Annotated in this window: 11 protein-coding genes; 9 read left to right on the forward strand and 2 right to left on the reverse strand. The window is 73.3% G+C overall.

Features of this window, described 5'->3' with window-relative positions; genetic code table 11:
- The first annotated feature begins 345 nt into the window (after window positions 1-345).
- The 8 genes from OG946_RS12335 (at window position 346) to OG946_RS12370 (ending at window position 13,234) form a co-directional block, all read left to right on the forward strand.
- On the forward strand, window positions 346-1,620 hold the full coding sequence (locus OG946_RS12335; RefSeq protein ID WP_326796163.1) for a lactonase family protein: 1,275 nt from the start codon (window positions 346-348) through the stop codon (window positions 1,618-1,620).
- Between the two features lie 238 nt (window positions 1,621-1,858).
- Window positions 1,859-3,163, forward strand: coding sequence for an ABC transporter substrate-binding protein (locus tag OG946_RS12340; protein ID WP_326796164.1), 1,305 nt, complete (start codon window positions 1,859-1,861; stop codon window positions 3,161-3,163).
- On the forward strand, window positions 3,160-4,152 hold the full coding sequence (locus OG946_RS12345) for a carbohydrate ABC transporter permease (RefSeq protein WP_326796165.1): 993 nt from the start codon (window positions 3,160-3,162) through the stop codon (window positions 4,150-4,152). Before OG946_RS12340 ends, OG946_RS12345 begins: the two co-directional genes overlap by 4 nt.
- 53 nt (window positions 4,153-4,205) lie before the next feature.
- On the forward strand, window positions 4,206-4,970 hold the full coding sequence (locus tag OG946_RS12350) for a carbohydrate ABC transporter permease (protein ID WP_326800229.1): 765 nt from the start codon (window positions 4,206-4,208) through the stop codon (window positions 4,968-4,970).
- 60 nt (window positions 4,971-5,030) lie between these two features.
- Window positions 5,031-7,346 (forward strand): alpha-xylosidase, encoded by a 2,316-nt coding sequence (gene yicI, locus OG946_RS12355; protein ID WP_326796166.1) that lies wholly within the window; start codon window positions 5,031-5,033, stop codon window positions 7,344-7,346.
- A gap of 16 nt (window positions 7,347-7,362) precedes the next feature.
- Window positions 7,363-8,406, forward strand: a complete 1,044-nt coding sequence (locus tag OG946_RS12360) for a LacI family DNA-binding transcriptional regulator (protein WP_326796167.1) — start codon at window positions 7,363-7,365, stop codon at window positions 8,404-8,406.
- A 91-nt stretch (window positions 8,407-8,497) separates the two neighbouring features.
- A complete protein-coding gene (locus OG946_RS12365) occupies window positions 8,498-11,437 on the forward strand; it encodes a glycoside hydrolase family 3 protein (protein WP_326796168.1) in 2,940 nt (979 codons plus the stop codon).
- A 177-nt stretch (window positions 11,438-11,614) separates the two neighbouring features.
- Window positions 11,615-13,234, forward strand: coding sequence for a beta-N-acetylhexosaminidase (locus tag OG946_RS12370; RefSeq protein ID WP_326796169.1), 1,620 nt, complete (start codon window positions 11,615-11,617; stop codon window positions 13,232-13,234).
- Window positions 13,235-13,331: 97 nt separating this feature from the next.
- On the opposite strand, the gene OG946_RS12375 is transcribed toward OG946_RS12370, so the two are convergent.
- The gene (locus tag OG946_RS12375; protein ID WP_442814332.1) at window positions 13,332-14,276 is read right to left on the reverse strand and encodes a LysR family transcriptional regulator; all 945 of its coding nucleotides are present in this window, start codon (window positions 14,274-14,276) and stop codon (window positions 13,332-13,334) included.
- A 185-nt stretch (window positions 14,277-14,461) separates the two neighbouring features.
- Between OG946_RS12375 and OG946_RS12380 the strand changes: the two genes are divergently transcribed.
- On the forward strand, window positions 14,462-15,598 hold the full coding sequence (locus OG946_RS12380) for an MFS transporter (RefSeq protein ID WP_326800231.1): 1,137 nt from the start codon (window positions 14,462-14,464) through the stop codon (window positions 15,596-15,598).
- 91 nt (window positions 15,599-15,689) lie between these two features.
- Here OG946_RS12380 and OG946_RS12385 read toward each other — a convergent pair whose 3' ends face one another.
- Window positions 15,690-17,015, reverse strand: coding sequence for an MFS transporter (locus tag OG946_RS12385; protein WP_326796170.1), 1,326 nt, complete (start codon window positions 17,013-17,015; stop codon window positions 15,690-15,692).
- Window positions 17,016-17,033 lie beyond the last annotated feature (18 nt).

The raw sequence follows: 17,033 nt of genomic DNA on the forward strand, positions 1-17,033 counted from the left end.
GCGCTGGCCGGTGGCGTACGGCGAAGGGGGCGGGACCGGCGATCGGTGCACGGACCCGGCTCGGCCCGCGCGCTGCGATCGGCGCCGAGTCGAATCGGTTCGCGTACCGCAATGGGCTCGCGCACCGCGATCGGTGTGCGTACCCCGATCGGTCCGCGGACCGATCGGTTCACGTGCCCCGGTCAGTTCACGTGCCCCGGCCCCTCCCCGCGCCGCGACCGGGCCGCATACTGCGAGCAGCCCCGTATCGAATCGCTTCCCGTCCCGCGCCACCCCGCACCACGGCCCGATCCCCGTCCCGCCCGCTCCACCGGTGACCGTCCCCGCCACGAGAGGAGCACCGTCTTGCACGCCTCCGCCCCGCCCCCAGAACCCGATGCGGAACCCGCCGCCGAGAGCCCCACAGGACCGAGCCGGCGCCAGATGCTGCCGGTCTTCGGCGCCGCGGCGCTGGCGGGCGTCGTTCCCGCGCTGGGCTCCGCCTCGCCCGCGTCGGCCGCACCCGCGGCCGCGGCGCCCGCCTCCGCCGCGACGGCAGCCCGCGGCCCCCGCGCCGTCTACGTCGGCGGCTACGCCGGCGGCCCCGGCGCCCCCGCCGGGCTCGCCGCGTTCCGCATGGCGGGCGACGGCCGCCTCACCCCGATCCAGGAGGTGCCCGGCGTCCCCAACCCCTCGTGGCTGGCGGTGCATCCGCGGCTGCCCGTGCTCTACGCCGTCTGCGAGGTGAGCACCTGGAACGGGCAGAAGGGCGGCGGCGTCGTCTCGTACGCCATCGACACCGCCACCGGCGAGCTGACCCGCACCGGCGACCAGCCCGTGCCCGGCGTCCCCGCGCACGGCGCCCTCGACGAGCGCGGCGACCACCTGATCGTCGCCAACTACGGCGGCGCCACCTTCGCCGTCGTCCCGCTCGGCGCGGACGGCACTCCCCAGCCGGTCTCGGACACCGTCACCGTCGCCGGTACGGGCCCCGACCCCGAGCGCCAGACCGGCCCGCACCCGCACCAGGTCGCCTTCGACCCCGCGTACGGGTACGTCTTCGGCGCCGACCTGGGCACCGACCGCGTCTGGGCCTGGCGGTTGGACGCCGAGGCCGGGAAGCTGACGCCGAACCCGCTGCCGTTCATGCAGGTCGCCTCCGGCTCGGGCACGCGGCACCTGGCGTTCCACCCCGGCGGGCGGTTCGTCTACGTGGTCAACGAGCTGACGTCGTCGGTGACGGCCTTCACGTACGACGCGGCCCGCGGCACGTTCCGCTGGCTGCAGACCCTCGGCACGCTGCCGCGCGGCTTCACCGGCGAGAGCTACTGCGCGGAGGTCGCCGTGCACCCGGACGGCAGGACGGTCTACGTGTCCAACCGCGGGCACGACAGCATCGCCCGGTTCACGGTCGGCGCCGACGGGCGGCTCGACCTGCGCGAGACCACCTCGACCGACGGCGCCTGGCCGCGGCACTTCGCCCTGGCCCCGGCCGGCGACGTGCTGCTGGTGGCGAACCAGAACAGCGACGACGTGGTGTCGTTCCGCGTCACCCGCTCCGGCGCCCTGCGCCGCACCGGCGCCACCGCCGCCGCCCCGAGCCCGGCATGCGTGGCCTTCGGGGGCGTCCTGCCGAAGTGACGGCCGGAGTGACGCCGGAGTGACGCCGGCGTGAGGCCGGAGTGGCGCGCGGCGCGCGCGGCACAGCGCCGAAGGGGGCGGGCGCCGGCGGGTGCCCGCCCCCTTCGGCGCCGTTCACCGAAACAATTTGTCAACGCCATTGACATACCGCCGGGGCCTCCCTACCTTCCTCCGTCGAAGCGCTTCGACACCCCTCATCGAATCGATTCGACGAGGACAACTCTCCCGGAGGCAGTGGATGTTGAAGGCACGGAGAAGGGCGCGCCTGCTGGCTGCCGCCCTGGCGGGAGCCCTGTCGCTGAGCACGCTCGCCGCGTGCGGCGGCTCCGACGACGGCGGTTCCGGCGACGGCAAGACCCTCCGGCTCTGGCACTACGAGGGCCCCGACAGCGCCATGGGCAAGGCGTGGGCCGAGGCCGTCACCGAGTTCGAGGAGAGCCACCCCGGGGTGAAGGTCGAGTTCGAGGAGAAGGGCTTCGAGCAGATCCAGAAAACCGCCCCGCAGGTCCTCAACTCCGACCAGGCGCCCGACCTCATGGAGTACAACAAGGGCAACGCCACCACCGGCCAGCTCTCCCGCCAGGGCCTGCTGACCGACCTCACCGCGGAGGCGGAGAAGCGCGGCTGGGCCGACGCCGTGCCGCCGACCGTGGCGACCACCAGCCAGTACGACGAGAGCGGCGTCATGGGCTCCGGCGCCTGGTACGGCATCCCCAACTACGCCGAGTTCACGATGGTCTACTTCAACAAGGACCTCTTCGAGGAGCACGGCGTCGAGGTCCCGACGACGTTCGCGGAGCTTGAGGACGCGCTCGCGACGTTCAAGGACGCCGGCATCACCCCGTTCGCCAACGCCGGCGCCGAGTACATGGCGCAGCAGTACCTCTACCAGCTCGCGCTCAGCCGGGCCGACAAGGCGTGGGTCGACTCCTTCCAGATGGAGGGCGAGACCGACTTCTCGGACGCGGCCTGGACGTACGCCGCCGAGACCTTCGCCGACTGGGTCGACAAGGGCTACATCGCCGAGAACTCCTCCGGCACCAAGGCCGAGGACGCCGGCGTCTCGTTCATCCAGGGCAAGCACCCGATGCTCTTCTCCGGAAGCTGGTGGTTCGGCCGCTTCCAGGCGGAGATCCAGAAGTTCGACTGGGACACCTTCCTGTGGCCCGGCAGCGAGCTGACCCTCGGCTCCGGCGGCAACCTGTGGGTGGTCCCGGAGGGCGCCGAGAACAAGGAGCTGGCGTACGACTTCATCGACATCACGATGAAGAAGGGCGTCCAGAACATCCTGGGCGACAACGGCGGCGTCCCCGTCGCGGCCGACGCCGCCGCGATCACCGACCCGCAGTCCAAGGCCCTCATCGAGGACTACACGACCCTCGCCGGGAACGACGGCCTCGCCTACTACCCCGACTGGCCGGCCAACGGCTTCTACGACTCGATGACCTCCGAGACGCAGAAGCTCCTCACCGGCGGCGCGGAGCCGGGCGATGTACTGGAGTCGCTCCAGGCCGAGTACGACGAGAACGTGCTCCAGGAATGACGGCCGTCGTCTCCAAGGACGCGGCTCGCCCCGCCGGCGGGAGCGGAACCCCCTCCCGCCGGCGGTGGCGCACACGCCGCGGCGGCCGTACGCACCGGACGTCCACCGAGGGCTCGTACGCGCTCTTTCTGCTGCCCGGCGCGCTGGCGTTCCTCGTCGTCATCATCGTGCCGTTCGCGATGAACACCGGGATCAGCTTCACCGACTGGAGCGGCGTCGGCACGCCGGAGTTCACCGGTCTGGAGAACTACGACCGGCTCCTCGGCGACGACGACTTCTGGGAGTCGTTCCGGCACAGCCTGGCCATGGTCGCGGCGATGGCGCTGATCCCGACCGCGCTCGGGCTGGTGCTGGCCTCCGCGCTCTTCGACTTCGCCGGCCGGCACGCCGGCAGCCGCTGGGTGGCCGTGCTGCGCGCCTGCTTCTATCTGCCGCAGGTGCTGCCGATCGCGGTCGCCGGCATCGTGTGGAGCTGGATCCTGGCTCCGGAGAGCGGCTCGCTGAACGAACTCCTGGGCGCCGTCGGGCTCGACGCGCTCCAGCAGGACTGGCTCGGCGACCCGGACTGGGCGCTGTACAGCGTGATGGCCGTGATGGTGTGGGTGCAGATCGGCTTCCCGCTGGTGATCTTCATGTCCGGGCTCCAGCGCGTCGACCCGGCGCTGCACGAGGCGGCGGAGCTGGACGGCGCGGGCTGGTGGCGGCGGTTCTGGCACGTGACGCTGCCGCAACTGCGGCCGGAGGTCGCGGTGGTGCTGCTGTGGTGCACGATCGCGGCGCTGAAGGTCTTCGGCATGGTGTACGTCCTCACCGGCGGCGGCCCGGGCGAGGCGACGAACGTCCCGTCGTACTTCGCGTACCAGAACTTCTTCGAGAACTTCCAGGCCGGCTACGGCGCCGCGATCTCCACCGTCCTCACGGTGCTGATCCTGGTGCTGGCGGTCGTCGCCCTGAAGCTGCAGACGAGGGCGGAGGACGAGAACTCGTGACCGCGGTCAGGAAGTACCCCGTGCTCGTGGCGCTGGTGGTGGGCGCGGCGTTCATGGTGCTGCCGTTCTTCGTGGTGCTGATGAACGCGGTGAAGTCGCCGGAGGAGTACTCCAGCGACGGGCCGCTGAGCATGCCGGACGGCGTGTACCTCGACGGGCTCGCGGACTTCTGGGAGCGCGTCGACTTCGGGCAGAAGCTGTGGAACTCGGTGCTGATCTCCGGCTCGGTGGCGGTGCTCGCGGTGGTGCTGTCGGTGCTCAGCGCGTACGCCATCGGCATCGGGCGGATCCGCGGGCGGCCGTACGTGCTGGCGTTCTTCGTGCTGGCGAACATGCTGCCGCAGGAGGCGCTGGTCTACCCCGTCTACTACCTGTCGAAGGAGGCGGGCCTCTACGACACCCGGCTGAGCGTGGTGATCGTCTTCACCGTCGTGCAGTCCGCCTTCGGTACGTATCTGCTGGCCTCGGTGCTCGGCGGGTTCCCGCGCGAGGTGATCGAGGCGGCGCGGATCGACGGGGCGGGCAAGTGGCAGGTGCTGTGGCGGGTGGTGGTGCCCGTCAGCCGGCCGACGATCGGCGTGCTGATGGTGCTGTTCTTCATCTGGACGTGGAACGAGTTCCTGCTGCCGCTGGTCATGCTCGTCTCAGACGACAACCAGACCGTGTCCGTCGCCCTCGGCGTCCTCCAGGGGCAGCGGGACATGGACGCCACGATGACGAACGCCGCCGCCCTGCTGGGCGTGCTGCCGGCGATCGCGTTCTTCCTCATCTTCCAGCGGACCCTGACCCGCGGCATCGCCGTGGGCGCGGTCAAGTGATCACCGTAAGCCCCGTAGTGCCCCACGACGTACTCCCCAAGTGACCCCGAGAGGCTGCGCATGAAGTTCACCGACGGCTACTGGATGCTGCGCGCGGGCGTTCGTGCCGCCTATCCGGTCGAGGTGCTCGACGTCACCGCCGGGGACGGCACGCTGGACGTGCACGCACCGACCCAGCCCATCCGGCACCGCGGCGATCTGCTGAAGGGCCCCGTCATGACGGTCTCCGTGCACTCCCCCATGCCCGACGTGGTCGGCGTGACGCTGACCCACTTCGACGGCGGCACCGACGCCGGGCCCCGCTTCCAGCTCGCCGGGGCGGAGTCGCACGCGCAGGTCTCGTACGACGACGAGCACGCCCTGCTCACCGCCGGCAGCCTCGCCCTGCGGGTGACGCGCGGCGGGCCGTGGCGGCTGGACTTCCTCACCGCCGACGGGCTGAAGCCGCTGACCTCCTCGGGGCCCAAGGGCATGGCCATCATGGAGACCGACCCCCCTGGCGGCGGCCCGGCCCGGCACTACCTGCGCGAGCAGCTCGGGCTCGCCGTCGGCACCCACGTCTACGGGCTGGGCGAGCGCTTCGGGCCGCTGGTGAAGAACGGCCAGGTCGTGGACATCTGGAACGCCGACGGCGGCACGGCCACCGAGCAGGCGTACAAGAACGTGCCGTTCTACCTCACCGACGCCGGCTACGGGGTCTTCGTCGACCACCCCGGGCGGGTGTCGCTGGAGGTGGGCTCGGAGGCGGTGTCGCGGGTGCAGTTCAGCGTCGAGGGGCAGGAGCTGACGTACTACGTCATCCACGGGCCGACGCCGAAGGAGATCCTGCGCAAGTACACGGCGCTGACCGGCCGGCCCGCGCTGCCGCCGGCCTGGTCGTTCGGGCTGTGGCTGTCGACGTCGTTCACGACCTCGTACGACGAGGAGACCGTCACCTCCTTCATCGACGGGATGGCCGAGCGCGATCTGCCGCTGTCCGTCTTCCACTTCGACTGCTTCTGGATGCGCGAGTTCCACTGGTGCGACTTCGAGTGGGACCCGCGGGTCTTCCCCGACCCGGCGGGGATGCTGCGCCGGCTGAAGGAGCGGGGGCTGCGGATCTGCGTGTGGATCAACCCGTACATCGCGCAGCGCTCCCCGCTCTTCGCCGAGGGCCGCGACGCCGGCTACCTGCTGCGCAGGCCGGACGGCGGGGTGTGGCAGTGGGACAAGTGGCAGCCGGGGATGGCGCTGGTGGACTTCACCAACCCCGAGGCGCGCGCCTGGTACGCGGGCAAGCTCGCGGCGCTGCTCGACATGGGCGTGGACTGCTTCAAGACCGACTTCGGCGAGCGGGTGCCGACGGACGTCGCGTACTTCGACGGCTCCGACCCGGAGCGGATGCACAACTACTACACGTACCTCTACAACGAGACCGTCTTCGACGTGCTGAAGAAGCACCGCGGCGAGGGCGAGGCGGTGGTCTTCGCGCGCTCGGCGACGGCCGGGAGCCAGCAGTTCCCGGTGCACTGGGGCGGGGACTGCGAGTCGACGTACGAGGCGATGGCGGAGTCGCTGCGCGGCGGTCTCTCGCTGGGGATGTCGGGCTTCGGCTACTGGAGCCACGACATCGGCGGCTTCGAGGGCACGCCGTCGCCGGCGCTGTTCAAGCGGTGGATCGCCTTCGGGCTGCTGTCGTCGCACAGCCGGCTGCACGGCTCGTCGTCGTACCGGGTGCCGTGGCTCTTCGACGAGGAGGCCGTGGACGTGCTGCGGGTGTTCACGAAGCTGAAGCTGCGGCTGATGCCGTATCTGGACGCGGTGGCGCGCGAGGCGCACGCGTCGGGAGTGCCGATGATGCGGCCGATGGCGCTGGAGTTCCCGGAGGACCGGGCGTGCACGCATCTGGAGCGGCAGTACATGCTCGGGCCCGATCTGCTGGTGGCGCCGGTGTTCAGCGACGGGGGCGAGGTCTCGTACTACGTCCCGGAGGGTACGTGGACGCATCTGCTGAGCGGCGAGGAGGTGCGGGGGCCGCGGTGGGTGCGGGAGCGGCACGGGTTCGCGAGCGCGCCGGTGCTGGTGCGGCCGGGGGCGGTGCTGCCGGTGGGGGCGGTGGACGACCGGCCGGACTACGACTACGCGGACGGGGTGACGCTCCGCGCGTACGGGCTGCGCCCTGGACAGCGGGTGCGGGTGCCGGTCGGGGGGCGGGTGTTCACGGTGGTCTGCGAGGGCGGCACGGTACGGGCGTCGGCGGGCGACGGGGAGGCGTCGGGTGCGGGCGGCTCGGGCGGCTCGGGCGGTGCGGGTGGGCCCTGGGCGCTGGAGGTCGTCGGCGGTCCCACGGTGCGCGCGGAAGCGGGCCGCGCCGTCCTCGTCGCGGAGCTGGGCTAAGGTCCGGCTGTCCGGCATGTCGGACGGCCGGCCGGTCGAGCAGGGGGAGTTGATGGTCAAGATCACCGATGTGGCCCGGCACGCCGGGGTGTCGCCGAGCACCGTCTCGTACGCGCTCAGCGGCAAGCGCCCGATCTCCGAGGAGACCCGGCAGCGCATCGAATCCAGCATCCGCGAGCTGGGTTACCGCCCGCACGCCGGCGCCCGCGCGCTGGCGAGCAGCAGGTCCAACGTGCTGGCGCTGGTCATCCCGTTCCGCAGCGGGATCCACGTACCGGTCGTCATGCAGTTCGCGGTGTCGGTGGTGACGACGGCGCGGCAGCACGACCACGACGTGCTGCTGCTCACCCAGGAGGAGGGCGAGGAGGGGCTGCGGCGGGTGGCGGACACGGCGCTGGTCGACGCGCTCATCGTGATGGACGTGCAGTTGCACGACGCCCGGCTGCCGCTGCTGCGGGCCCTGGACCGGCCCTCGGTCCTCATCGGCTTCCCCGCCGACGCCGCCGGACTGACCTGCATCGACCTGGACTTCGCGGCGGCGGGCGGTGCCTGCGTGACGCATCTGGCGGAGCTGGGGCACCGGTGCGTGGCCCTCGTCGGCTCGCCGCCGGAGGTGTATCTGCGCGAGACGGGCTTCGCGCAGCGCGTCACGCAGGGCTTCACCGCGGCGGCCGACGAGCGGGGGCTGACGTCGACGGTGCACCCCTGCGAGGCGACCCCGGCGGCGGCGCAGGCGATGGCGGAGCGGCTGCTGCGGGAGCACCCGGAGCTGACCGGGGTGGTGGTGCACAACGAGCCGGTGGTGCAGCCGCTGATCGAATCGTTCCGACGGCTCGGGCTGCGGGTGCCCGAGGACCTGTCGGTGGTGGCGATCTGCCCGGACGAGCTGGCGGAGCAGGCGCCGCTGCCGATCTCGTCGGTGGCGGTGCCGTCCGCGCGGATCGGGACGCGGGCGGTGGAGCTGCTGATGGACAAGCTCGACGGGCGGGAGGTGCCGGAGGCGACGCTGCTGCCGCCGTGGCTGACCCGGCGGGCGACGACGGCGCCGCGCGCCGGCTGACCGGCGGGCGGGCGGACCTCCGGGGGGAACGGAACGGAGCAACTCATCGCGTAGTCGAAGCGTTTCGACTAGATCACAAGGAGTCGCGCACGTGAAACGAAGAACAGTTCTCGCCGCCCCGCTGGCGCTCCCGCTGGCCGGTTCCCTCACCACCGCGCTCGCCGGCACCGCCGCGGCGGCCCCGAAAGCCCCGGCATCTCCGGCCGCTTCGGCAGCCGCCGCCAAGGTCCGCGAGCTGCTCTCCCAACTCACCCTCGACGAGAAGATCTCCCTGCTCCACCAGTGGCAACCCGCGATCCCCCGGCTCGGGATGAAGGCGTTCCGCACCGGCACCGAGGCCCTCCACGGCCTCGCCTGGCTCGGCACCGCCACCGTCTTCCCGCAGGCCGTCGGCCTCGCCTCCACCTGGAACCCGGAACTGATCCGCGAGGTCGGCGAAGCCGTCGGCGACGAGGTACGCGGGCTCCAGCACGAGCGCCCCGCGGGCTGGGGCCTGAACGTGTGGGCACCGACGGTCAACCTGCTGCGCGACCCACGCTGGGGCCGCAACGAGGAGGGCTACTCCGAGGATCCGTACCTGACCGGCGTGATCTCCACCGCATACGCGCGCGGGCTGACCGGCGGCGACCCCGACAACCTCAAGACGGCACCCCTCGTCAAGCACTACCTGGCCAACAACAACGAGGTCCGCCGCGACCAGACCTCCTCGGACCTGCGCCCGCGGGTGCTCAAGGAGTACGAGGAGCCGGCGTACCGGGCGGCGATCTCCGCCGACGCGGCGTGCGGCGTCATGACCGCGTACAACCTCGTCAACGGCCGCCCCTGCACGGTCACCGACCTGAACGCCTCGGTACGCACCTGGACCGACCGCACCCTGCTCAACGTCACCGACGCCTGGGCCCCCAACAACCTCCCGGCGACCGGCTCGCAGAAGTACTTCGGCACCCTCGCCGAGGCCGACGCCGCCATCCTCAAAGCCGGCGTCGACAGCTTCACCACCGACGACACCAATGGCGGCCCGACCGCCGCCGCCGTCAGGGAGGCGCTGGCGAAGGGCCTGCTCACGGAGGCGGACGTCGACACCGCCGTACGGCACATCCTCGACATCCGCGCCCGCCTCGGCGACTTCGCCGCGGACGGCGGCCCGTACGGGCACCTCGACAAGTCCGTCATCGACAGCCCCGCGCACCGCAAGCTCGCCCGCCGCACCGCAGCCGAGGCGGTCGTGCTGCTGAAGAACGACCGCGGCGCGCTGCCGCTCGACGCCGGCAAGCTGCGGAAGGTCGCGGTCGTCGGCCCGCTGGCCGACACCCTCTACACCGACTGGTACTCGGGCAGCCTGCCGTACGCGATCACGCCGCTGCGCGGCATCGCCGACCGGCTGGGCGCGGGCGCCGAGGTGACGACCAGCGAGGCCGTCGACCGGGTGGCGCTGAAGAACGCCGTGACCGGCCGCTACGTCACCGCGGGCAGCGGCGACGGGGGCGCGGCGCTGGCGGAGAGCGCGACGGCGGCGGGCGAGACCGAGCAGTTCGACGTCTTCGGCTGGGGCGAAGGCGTCGTCACGCTGCGGGCCGTGGTCAACGGCAAGGTCGTCGGCATGCGCGACCCGGACGGCGACGGTCCTGAGGGCTACCGGTTCGTCAACGACCAGGACCAGCCCAACGGCTGGTTCGTCTCGCAGTTGTTCCGTCCCGAGGAGCAGGACGACGGCACCGTGGTGCTGCGCTACGCGGGCTACGAGAACTGGCTCGGCGACGCCGTCTACCTCCGCGCCCGCGAGGAGGACGGCGGGCTGGTCCTCGGCACCGCCGCCGACGCCTCCCGCTACACCCTCGAAAAGCTTCGAGACGGCATCGACGAGGCCGTGGCGGCGGCACGGGCCGCGGACACCGCGATCGTCGTCGTCGGGTCGATGCCGTTCATCAACGCCCGCGAGACCGACGACCGCGAGGACATGGGCCTGGCCGGCACCCAGTCGGCGCTGGTACGCGCCGTGCTCGCCGCCAATCCCAAGACCGTCGTCGTGGTCGAGAACAGCTACCCCACCACGCTGACCTGGGAGCAGGAGCACGTCCCCGCGCTGGTGTGGACGACCCACGCCGGCCAGGAGACCGGCCGCGCGCTGGCCGACGTACTGTTCGGCGACGTGAACCCGGCGGGCCGGCTCACCCAGACCTGGTACCGCTCGGCCGCCGACCTGCCGCCGATCCTGGAGTACGACAACATCAAGCACGGGCGTACGTACCAGTACTTCACCGGCGACGTGCTCTACCCCTTCGGCCACGGTCTGTCGTACACCACCTTCCGCTACGGCCGCCCGCGGCTGCTGCGCGACGCCGTCGCCGTGCCGGTCACCAACACCGGCAGGCGCGCAGGCGCGGAGGTCGTGCAGCTCTACACGCGGCAGCGCGACTCGCGGGTGGAGCAGCCGCTGAAAAAGCTCCAGGCGTTCGCGAAGGTCAGTCTCCGGCCCGGCGAGACGCGCACGGTGACGCTGCCTCTGGCCCGCGCGGCGCTGGCGCACTGGGACGTCACCCGCGAACGCTGGGTGGTGGAGCGCAGCACGTACGACGTGCTCGTCGGCGCCTCGTCCGGGGACATCCGGGCGCGGACGGAGCTGGCCGTCGACGGCGAGACGGTGCCGCCGCGGGATCTGCGGCGGACGACGCGGGCGGAGAACTTCGACGACTACGCGGGCGTGCGGCTGGTCGACGAGTCGAAGCCGCGCGGCACGGCGGTCGGCGCGGAGTCGGCGGGCGCGTGGCTGCTGTTCGCCGACGCCGACCTGCGGCGCGGGGCGCGGCGGCTGGTGGCGCGGGTGGCGAAGGAGTCGCCGGGCGCGGCCGCGCTGGAGGTGCGGCTGGACGCGCCGGACGGCCCGTTGGCGGGTGAGGCGGCGGTGCGCAGCACGGGGTCGCGGTACGCGTACGAGGAGGTCACGGCGACGCTGCGGGGCGCGGCCGGGCGGCGGGACGTGTATCTGGTGCCGGGTGAAGGGGTGCGTATCGCGGACTTCTCCCTGAGCTGAACCGCGGGTTTGGTGGTCCGCGGCGGGCGGGAGGACGGCCGCCCGCCGCGGACGCTGGTTCCGGCGCCTTCGTTCCGTACGGGATCGGCGGTCGCCTCGGTGCGGGGCGTCGTCGTCAACGGGCACTTTATATGGAGTGGCGAACGCCAGCGTCAACCCGTCGAACGGAGAACGACCTTGATCATCCCCACGCCGTCGCGCAGCTCTCCCCGCCCCGGTTCGTACGCCCTGGGCCCGGACACCCCGCTGCACGTCGCCGATCCGGCGCTCGCCCCGGTCGCCCGCGTCCTGCGCGAACAGCTCCTGCCCGGCACGGGCTGCACGCTGCCGCCGGGGCGGGGCGGGATCGAGCTGGCCCTCTCCGGGGACCTGGCCGCGGACCCGGGTGCGGGCCCGGAGGCGTACCGCCTGACGATCGGCCCCGACGGCATCCGCATCGCCGCGGGCGGCCCGGCCGGCGCCTTCTACGGCGTGCAGACGCTGCGCCAGCTCCTGCCGTCGCACACCCTGCGCCACAGCGCGCTCGACGAGGGCCCGTGGGACCTGGCCGGCGTCGAGATCGAGGACCGGCCGCGGTTCGCGTGGCGGGGCGTGCTGCTGGACGTGGCCAGGCACTTCTTCCCCAAGCGCGACGTGCTGCGCGTGCTCGACCAGATGGCGCTGCACAAGCTGAACGTGCTCCACTTCCACCTCACCGACGACCAGGGCTGGCGCCTGGAGGTGAAGCGCTACCCGCGGCTGACGGAGATCGGATCCTGGCGCACGGAGTCGAAGCCGGGCTGGAACGAGACGGGCGACGGCCAGCCGCACGGCGGGTACTACACGCAGGACGACATCCGCGAGATCGTCGCGTACGCGGCGGCCAGGCACATCCTCGTGGTGCCGGAGGTCGACGTGCCGGGACACACGCAGGCCGCGATCACGGCGTACCCCGAACTGGGCAACACGGGGGCGCAGTTGGCGGTGGAGACCGGCTGGGGCGTCAAGTCGGACATCCTCAACGTCTCCGACGGGACGCTGGACTTCGTACGGAACGTCTTCGACGAGGTGGTCGAGCTGTTCCCCAGCCCGATCATCTGCGTCGGCGGCGACGAGTGCCCGAAGGACCAGTGGAAGGCGAGCCCGGCGGCGCAGGCGCGGATGACGGAGCTGGGGCTGCGCAACGAGGACGAACTGCAGAGCTGGTTCATCCGGCAGGTCTCGGACCATCTGGAGGCGCGGGGACGGCAGTTGCTGGGCTGGGACGAGATCCTGGAGGGCGGCCTGCCGCCGGCCGCGACGATCGTGTCGTGGCGCGACAACCACGGCGCGGTGCGGGCAGCCCGCGAGGGCCACCAGGTCATCACGAGCCCGGCCCGCCAGGTCTACCTCGACTACCGCGCCTCGGACTCCCCGGACGAACCGGTCCCGGTGGGCACGGTCCTGCCGGTCGAGGAGGTCTACGCCTTCGAACCGGTCCCGGAGGAACTCCGCGGCACCCCGGCGGCGGACCTGGTCATCGGCGCGCAGTGCGGCCTGTGGACGGAGGCGATCGACAACGCCCGCGCGCTGGACTACCAGGCGTTCCCGCGGATGAGCGCGTTCGCGGAGACGGTGTGGTGCGACGCGACGCGGGACGGGACGGCCTTCGCGGAGCGGCTGGCGCACCACCTGGGCCGGCTGGAGGCGCTGGGGGTGGAGTACCGGCGGCCCGAGGGCCCGAGGCCGTGGGAGCGGCGGCCGGGGGTACGGGGGAGGCCGGTGACGATGGAGGAGTACCTGGCGGAAGTGGAGGCGGACACGAGGAACATCAGGTAACTCCCGAGGACCCGGCGACCGGCTACGGAGGGCCGGTCGCCGGCGGGTGCGGGCGGGGCCGGAGGTGGCGGCGGGTCGGCGGGGGCGCGCACGCCCCTCACCCCGTACCCCTCATCGCCTCCTCCACCGCCCCCGCGAACGCCCGTACCGCCGCCCCCGCCCCGTCCTCCCGCCACACCAGCCCCAGCGCCGACTCCCGCAGCCCCCGCACCCGTACGTACGCCACATCCCCCCGCGGGTGGTGCTCCGCCGTCGGGCGGCACAGCAGCATCACCCCCCGGTTCGCCGCCACCAGCGACAGGCCCTCCTGCAGCGTCCCCACCTCCGGCCCCCGCGGCACCGGCGCGCCCGACGGGGTACGCGTCGGGGCCTGGGCCTCGCGCCAGTACGGCGGGGCCGGGTCCTTCACGCCGATCAGCGGGGTCGCGGCCAGGTCCTCGGCGTCCACCTCCAGGCACCCGGCGAAGGCGTGCCGCCGCGACACCGCCGCGTACGGGGGCTGCACCGAGAAGACCGGCCCCAGCGCCAGCCCCGGTTCCGCCACCGGCAGCAGCACCACCGCCGCGTCCACCTCGTCGCGGTGCAGCGCCCCGAAGGGGTCGGACAGCGGGAGTTCGGTGAGACGCGTGGCGCACCCCGGGTGCCGGTCCTCGAACTCCCCGACCGCGTCCATGAATCCGTACCCCACCACCCCCTGGAACCCGATCCGCAGCGGCCCGCCCACCCCCAGCGCCGCCGCCCTGGCGTCGTCGACGGCCGCGCGCAGCGCCGCGTACGCCGGGCGGAGCGCGGAAAGGAAGTCCTCGCCCGCCGCGGTGAGCCGGACCCGGCGGCTGGTGCGGTCCACGAGGCGGGCGCCGATGCGGTGTTCCAGCGCGCGGACGAGCTGGCTGACCCGGCTCTGCGATACATACAGCCGTTCGCCGGTACGTCCGAAGTGCAGCTCCTCCGCCAGGACCAGGAAGCACTCCAGCTCGCGGATCTCCACCCCGCCCACCGCCGCCGGATTCCCGTCCCCGGCCCCCTGACCTGCGCTCGCCATCCGCCGCCGCCCTTCTTCCCGGCGCCGTCGCCCGCCGCCTTTCCATAAGCCCACCTCATGGAAGCATGAGCACTTCGCGCTTGTTCCCCTCCCTTCCGCCGGGCTTGGCTGAGGTCATGGCAAAAGTCGACGAGCTGTCCGCAGCCCCGCCCGCAGAAGCCGCTGCCGAAGGCGGCTGGCCCGCCGTGGCGACCGTGGCCGCCGGGACCTTCACCGTGGTCACCTCGGAGATGCTGCCGGTCGGTCTGCTCACCCCCATCAGCGGTTCGCTGTACGTCAGCGAAGGCACCGCCGGTCTGACCCTCACCGTCACCGGCCTGGTCGCCGCGCTCTCCGCCCCGCTCGTCACCGCCGCGGTCGGCCGGCTCGACCGGCGGCTCGTCCTCTGCTCCCTGATGGTGCTCCTGGCCGCCGCCAACGTGCTCGCCGCCTGGTCGCCGGGGTTCGCCGTCATGATCGCGGCCCGCGTCCTCGTCGGCGTCGGGCTCGGCGGCGTCTGGTCGCTCGCCGGCGGGCTCGGGGTGCGGCTGGTGCCGGCCGCGGCCGTCGGGGCGGCGACCTCCCTGATCTTCAGCGGCGTCGCCGTCGCCTCGGTCGTGGGCGTGCCGGCGGGCGTGTACCTCGGTGAACTCGCCGGCTGGCGCGCCGCGTTCCTCGCCGTCGGCGGCCTCGCGCTGCTCGTGAGCGCCGCGATGGCCGTGCTGCTGCCGCCGCTGCCCGCCGCGGAGGCGGTCGCCCTCGGCGGGGTCGTGCGGCTGGTCGGCGACAGCCGGGTGGCCACGGGGCTCGCGGTGGTGTCCCTGCTGGTGACGGGGCACTTCGCCGCGTACACGTATGTGCGTCCCGTCCTGGAGGACCTCTCGGGCGTCGGGGCGTCGATGATCGGGACCCTCCTGCTCGCGTACGGGATCGCCGGTATCGCCGGCAACTTCGCGGCCGGCGCCCGGGTGGGCCGGCGGCTGCGCGGCACGGTGCTGGTGATCGGCGCCGTACTGACCGCCTCGCTGCTGCTCGTGCCGCTGCTCGGGCTGTCGGTGGCGGGTGCGGCGGTGCTGCTGGTCGTGTGGGGGCTGGCGTACGGAGGGGTGTCGGTGAGTACGCAGACGTGGCTGGGCCTGGCCGCGCCGCGGACGCGGGAGGGCGCGACGTCGCTGTTCGTGGCGGTGTTCAACGGGGCCATCGCCCTTGGGGCGTTCACGGGCGGCCGGATGGTGGACGGGTTCGGTACGCGGTCGGTGCTGTGGTTCGGCGGCGCGCTGGCGCTGGGCGCGGTCGCGGTGACGCTGCTCGGCCGGGTGCCGCGGACCTCCGCCGTCTCCTAGGGCCAGCGGCACCGTCCCGCTCTTCGACCCGTACGGCTGGGCCCCCGAGACCGGCCACGACGACGCCGTCGCGTGCCCCGGCATGCGCGGGTCAGGCCGAGGCCCGCGCCCCGTCCCCCCGCGCCCCGTCGTCGTCCGGCCCGTCGCCGTCCGGCCCGCCGCCCGGCCCGTCACCCGCCTCCGCTACGGGCCGCGCCCCCCGCGTCGCCAGCCACACCCCCGTCCCCACCACCGCCACCCCCACCGTCGCCGCCCCGGAACCCGCCAGCACCGCCCGCGCCCCGAACGCCGCGACCAGCGGCCCGCCGAGCGCCGCCCCGACCGGCGTCGACGTGAGCAGCACCGCGCCCCGCGCCGCGAGCACCGTGGTCAGCCAGCCCCGCGGCGTGCGGTTCTGGAAGAGGGTGAACGACAGCGCCGGGTACGGGCCGTACACCGCGCCGCCCAGCGCGAAGCAGGCCATCGCCGCTGCGGTCCCGGCCCCGAGCCCGTACGGCAGCAGCAGCGTCGCGCCCCAGCCGGCGACGATCCCGAGCGTCACCGGCCACAGCGGCAGCCGCCGCAGCGCGCCGACCGTCAGCCCGCCGGCGACCGCGCCGACGCCGAAGGCGGTCCAGAACAGGCCGAGGAGCCCGGCGTCGCCGTCGAGCACACCGGTGACGTAGAGCGGGAGAGCGACCTCGACGGGGCCGTAGAGGGCGAAGAACAGCCAGGTGAGGACGAGGATCGCGAGCAGTTCGCGCTGTCCGGCGAGGAGCCGCAGCCCGCGCCCGGCGGGCCGGGCCGCCGCCGCTTCCTGGCGCTCCTCGCCGCCGGGACCCAGCCGCGCGGTCTGCACGGCGAGGACCGCGTACGTCAGCGCGTCCAGGCCGATGATCCACGCCGGGCTGACGGCCGTGGCGAGGAACCCGGCCACCGCGGGTCCCGCGACGATGCTCGTGGAGATGCTGGCGCCGAGCAGGGCGTTGGCGGCCAGCCGGTGCCGCTCCGGCAGCAGTTCGCCGACGAGCGTGAACTTCCCCGCGCTGCCCCAGGCGGTCAGCACCGACGAGCAGCCGAGCAGCACGACGTACGTCACGGGGTCCAGGATGCCGAGGCCCCAGGCGAGCGGCACGCAGCCCAGCAGGGTGCCGCGCAGCGCGCAGTTGGCCATGAGCAGCCGGCGCGCGGGCAGCTTCCGCAGCCACCGCCCGAGCAGCAGCACGCCCGCCGCCCCCGGCAGCGCGTACGCCGCGAGCGCGGCCCCGACGAGCAGGCCCTCGCGGCCGTCCGGGGCGATGAGGAGGGCCAGCCACGCCACCGCGACCATGCTCATGCCGCCGCCGAAGTCCGAGGCCACGAAGGCGGGCAGCAGCCGGCGCAGTCGGGGATGCGCGAGCACGGGGCGGTAGGCGCGCGGCACGAGGGGGCGGGTCACGCCGCCAGCGTGGCGGTT

Source organism: Streptomyces sp. NBC_01808 (assembly GCF_035917395.1).
Taxonomy (GTDB): domain Bacteria; phylum Actinomycetota; class Actinomycetes; order Streptomycetales; family Streptomycetaceae; genus Streptomyces.

What these genes read in the sequence shown, in the direction of transcription:
- OG946_RS12340 (WP_326796164.1), top strand. Translation starts at nt 1,859, where the DNA reads ATGTTGAAGGCACGGAGAAGGGCGCGCCTGCTGGCTGCCGCCCTGGCG.
- OG946_RS12345 (WP_326796165.1), top strand. Translation starts at nt 3,160, where the DNA reads ATGACGGCCGTCGTCTCCAAGGACGCGGCTCGCCCCGCCGGCGGGAGC.
- OG946_RS12350 (WP_326800229.1), top strand. Translation starts at nt 4,206, where the DNA reads ATGGTGCTGCCGTTCTTCGTGGTGCTGATGAACGCGGTGAAGTCGCCG.
- yicI (WP_326796166.1), top strand. Translation starts at nt 5,031, where the DNA reads ATGAAGTTCACCGACGGCTACTGGATGCTGCGCGCGGGCGTTCGTGCC.
- OG946_RS12360 (WP_326796167.1), top strand. Translation starts at nt 7,363, where the DNA reads ATGTCGGACGGCCGGCCGGTCGAGCAGGGGGAGTTGATGGTCAAGATC.
- OG946_RS12375 (WP_442814332.1), bottom strand. Translation starts at nt 14,276, where the DNA reads ATGGCGAGCGCAGGTCAGGGGGCCGGGGACGGGAATCCGGCGGCGGTG.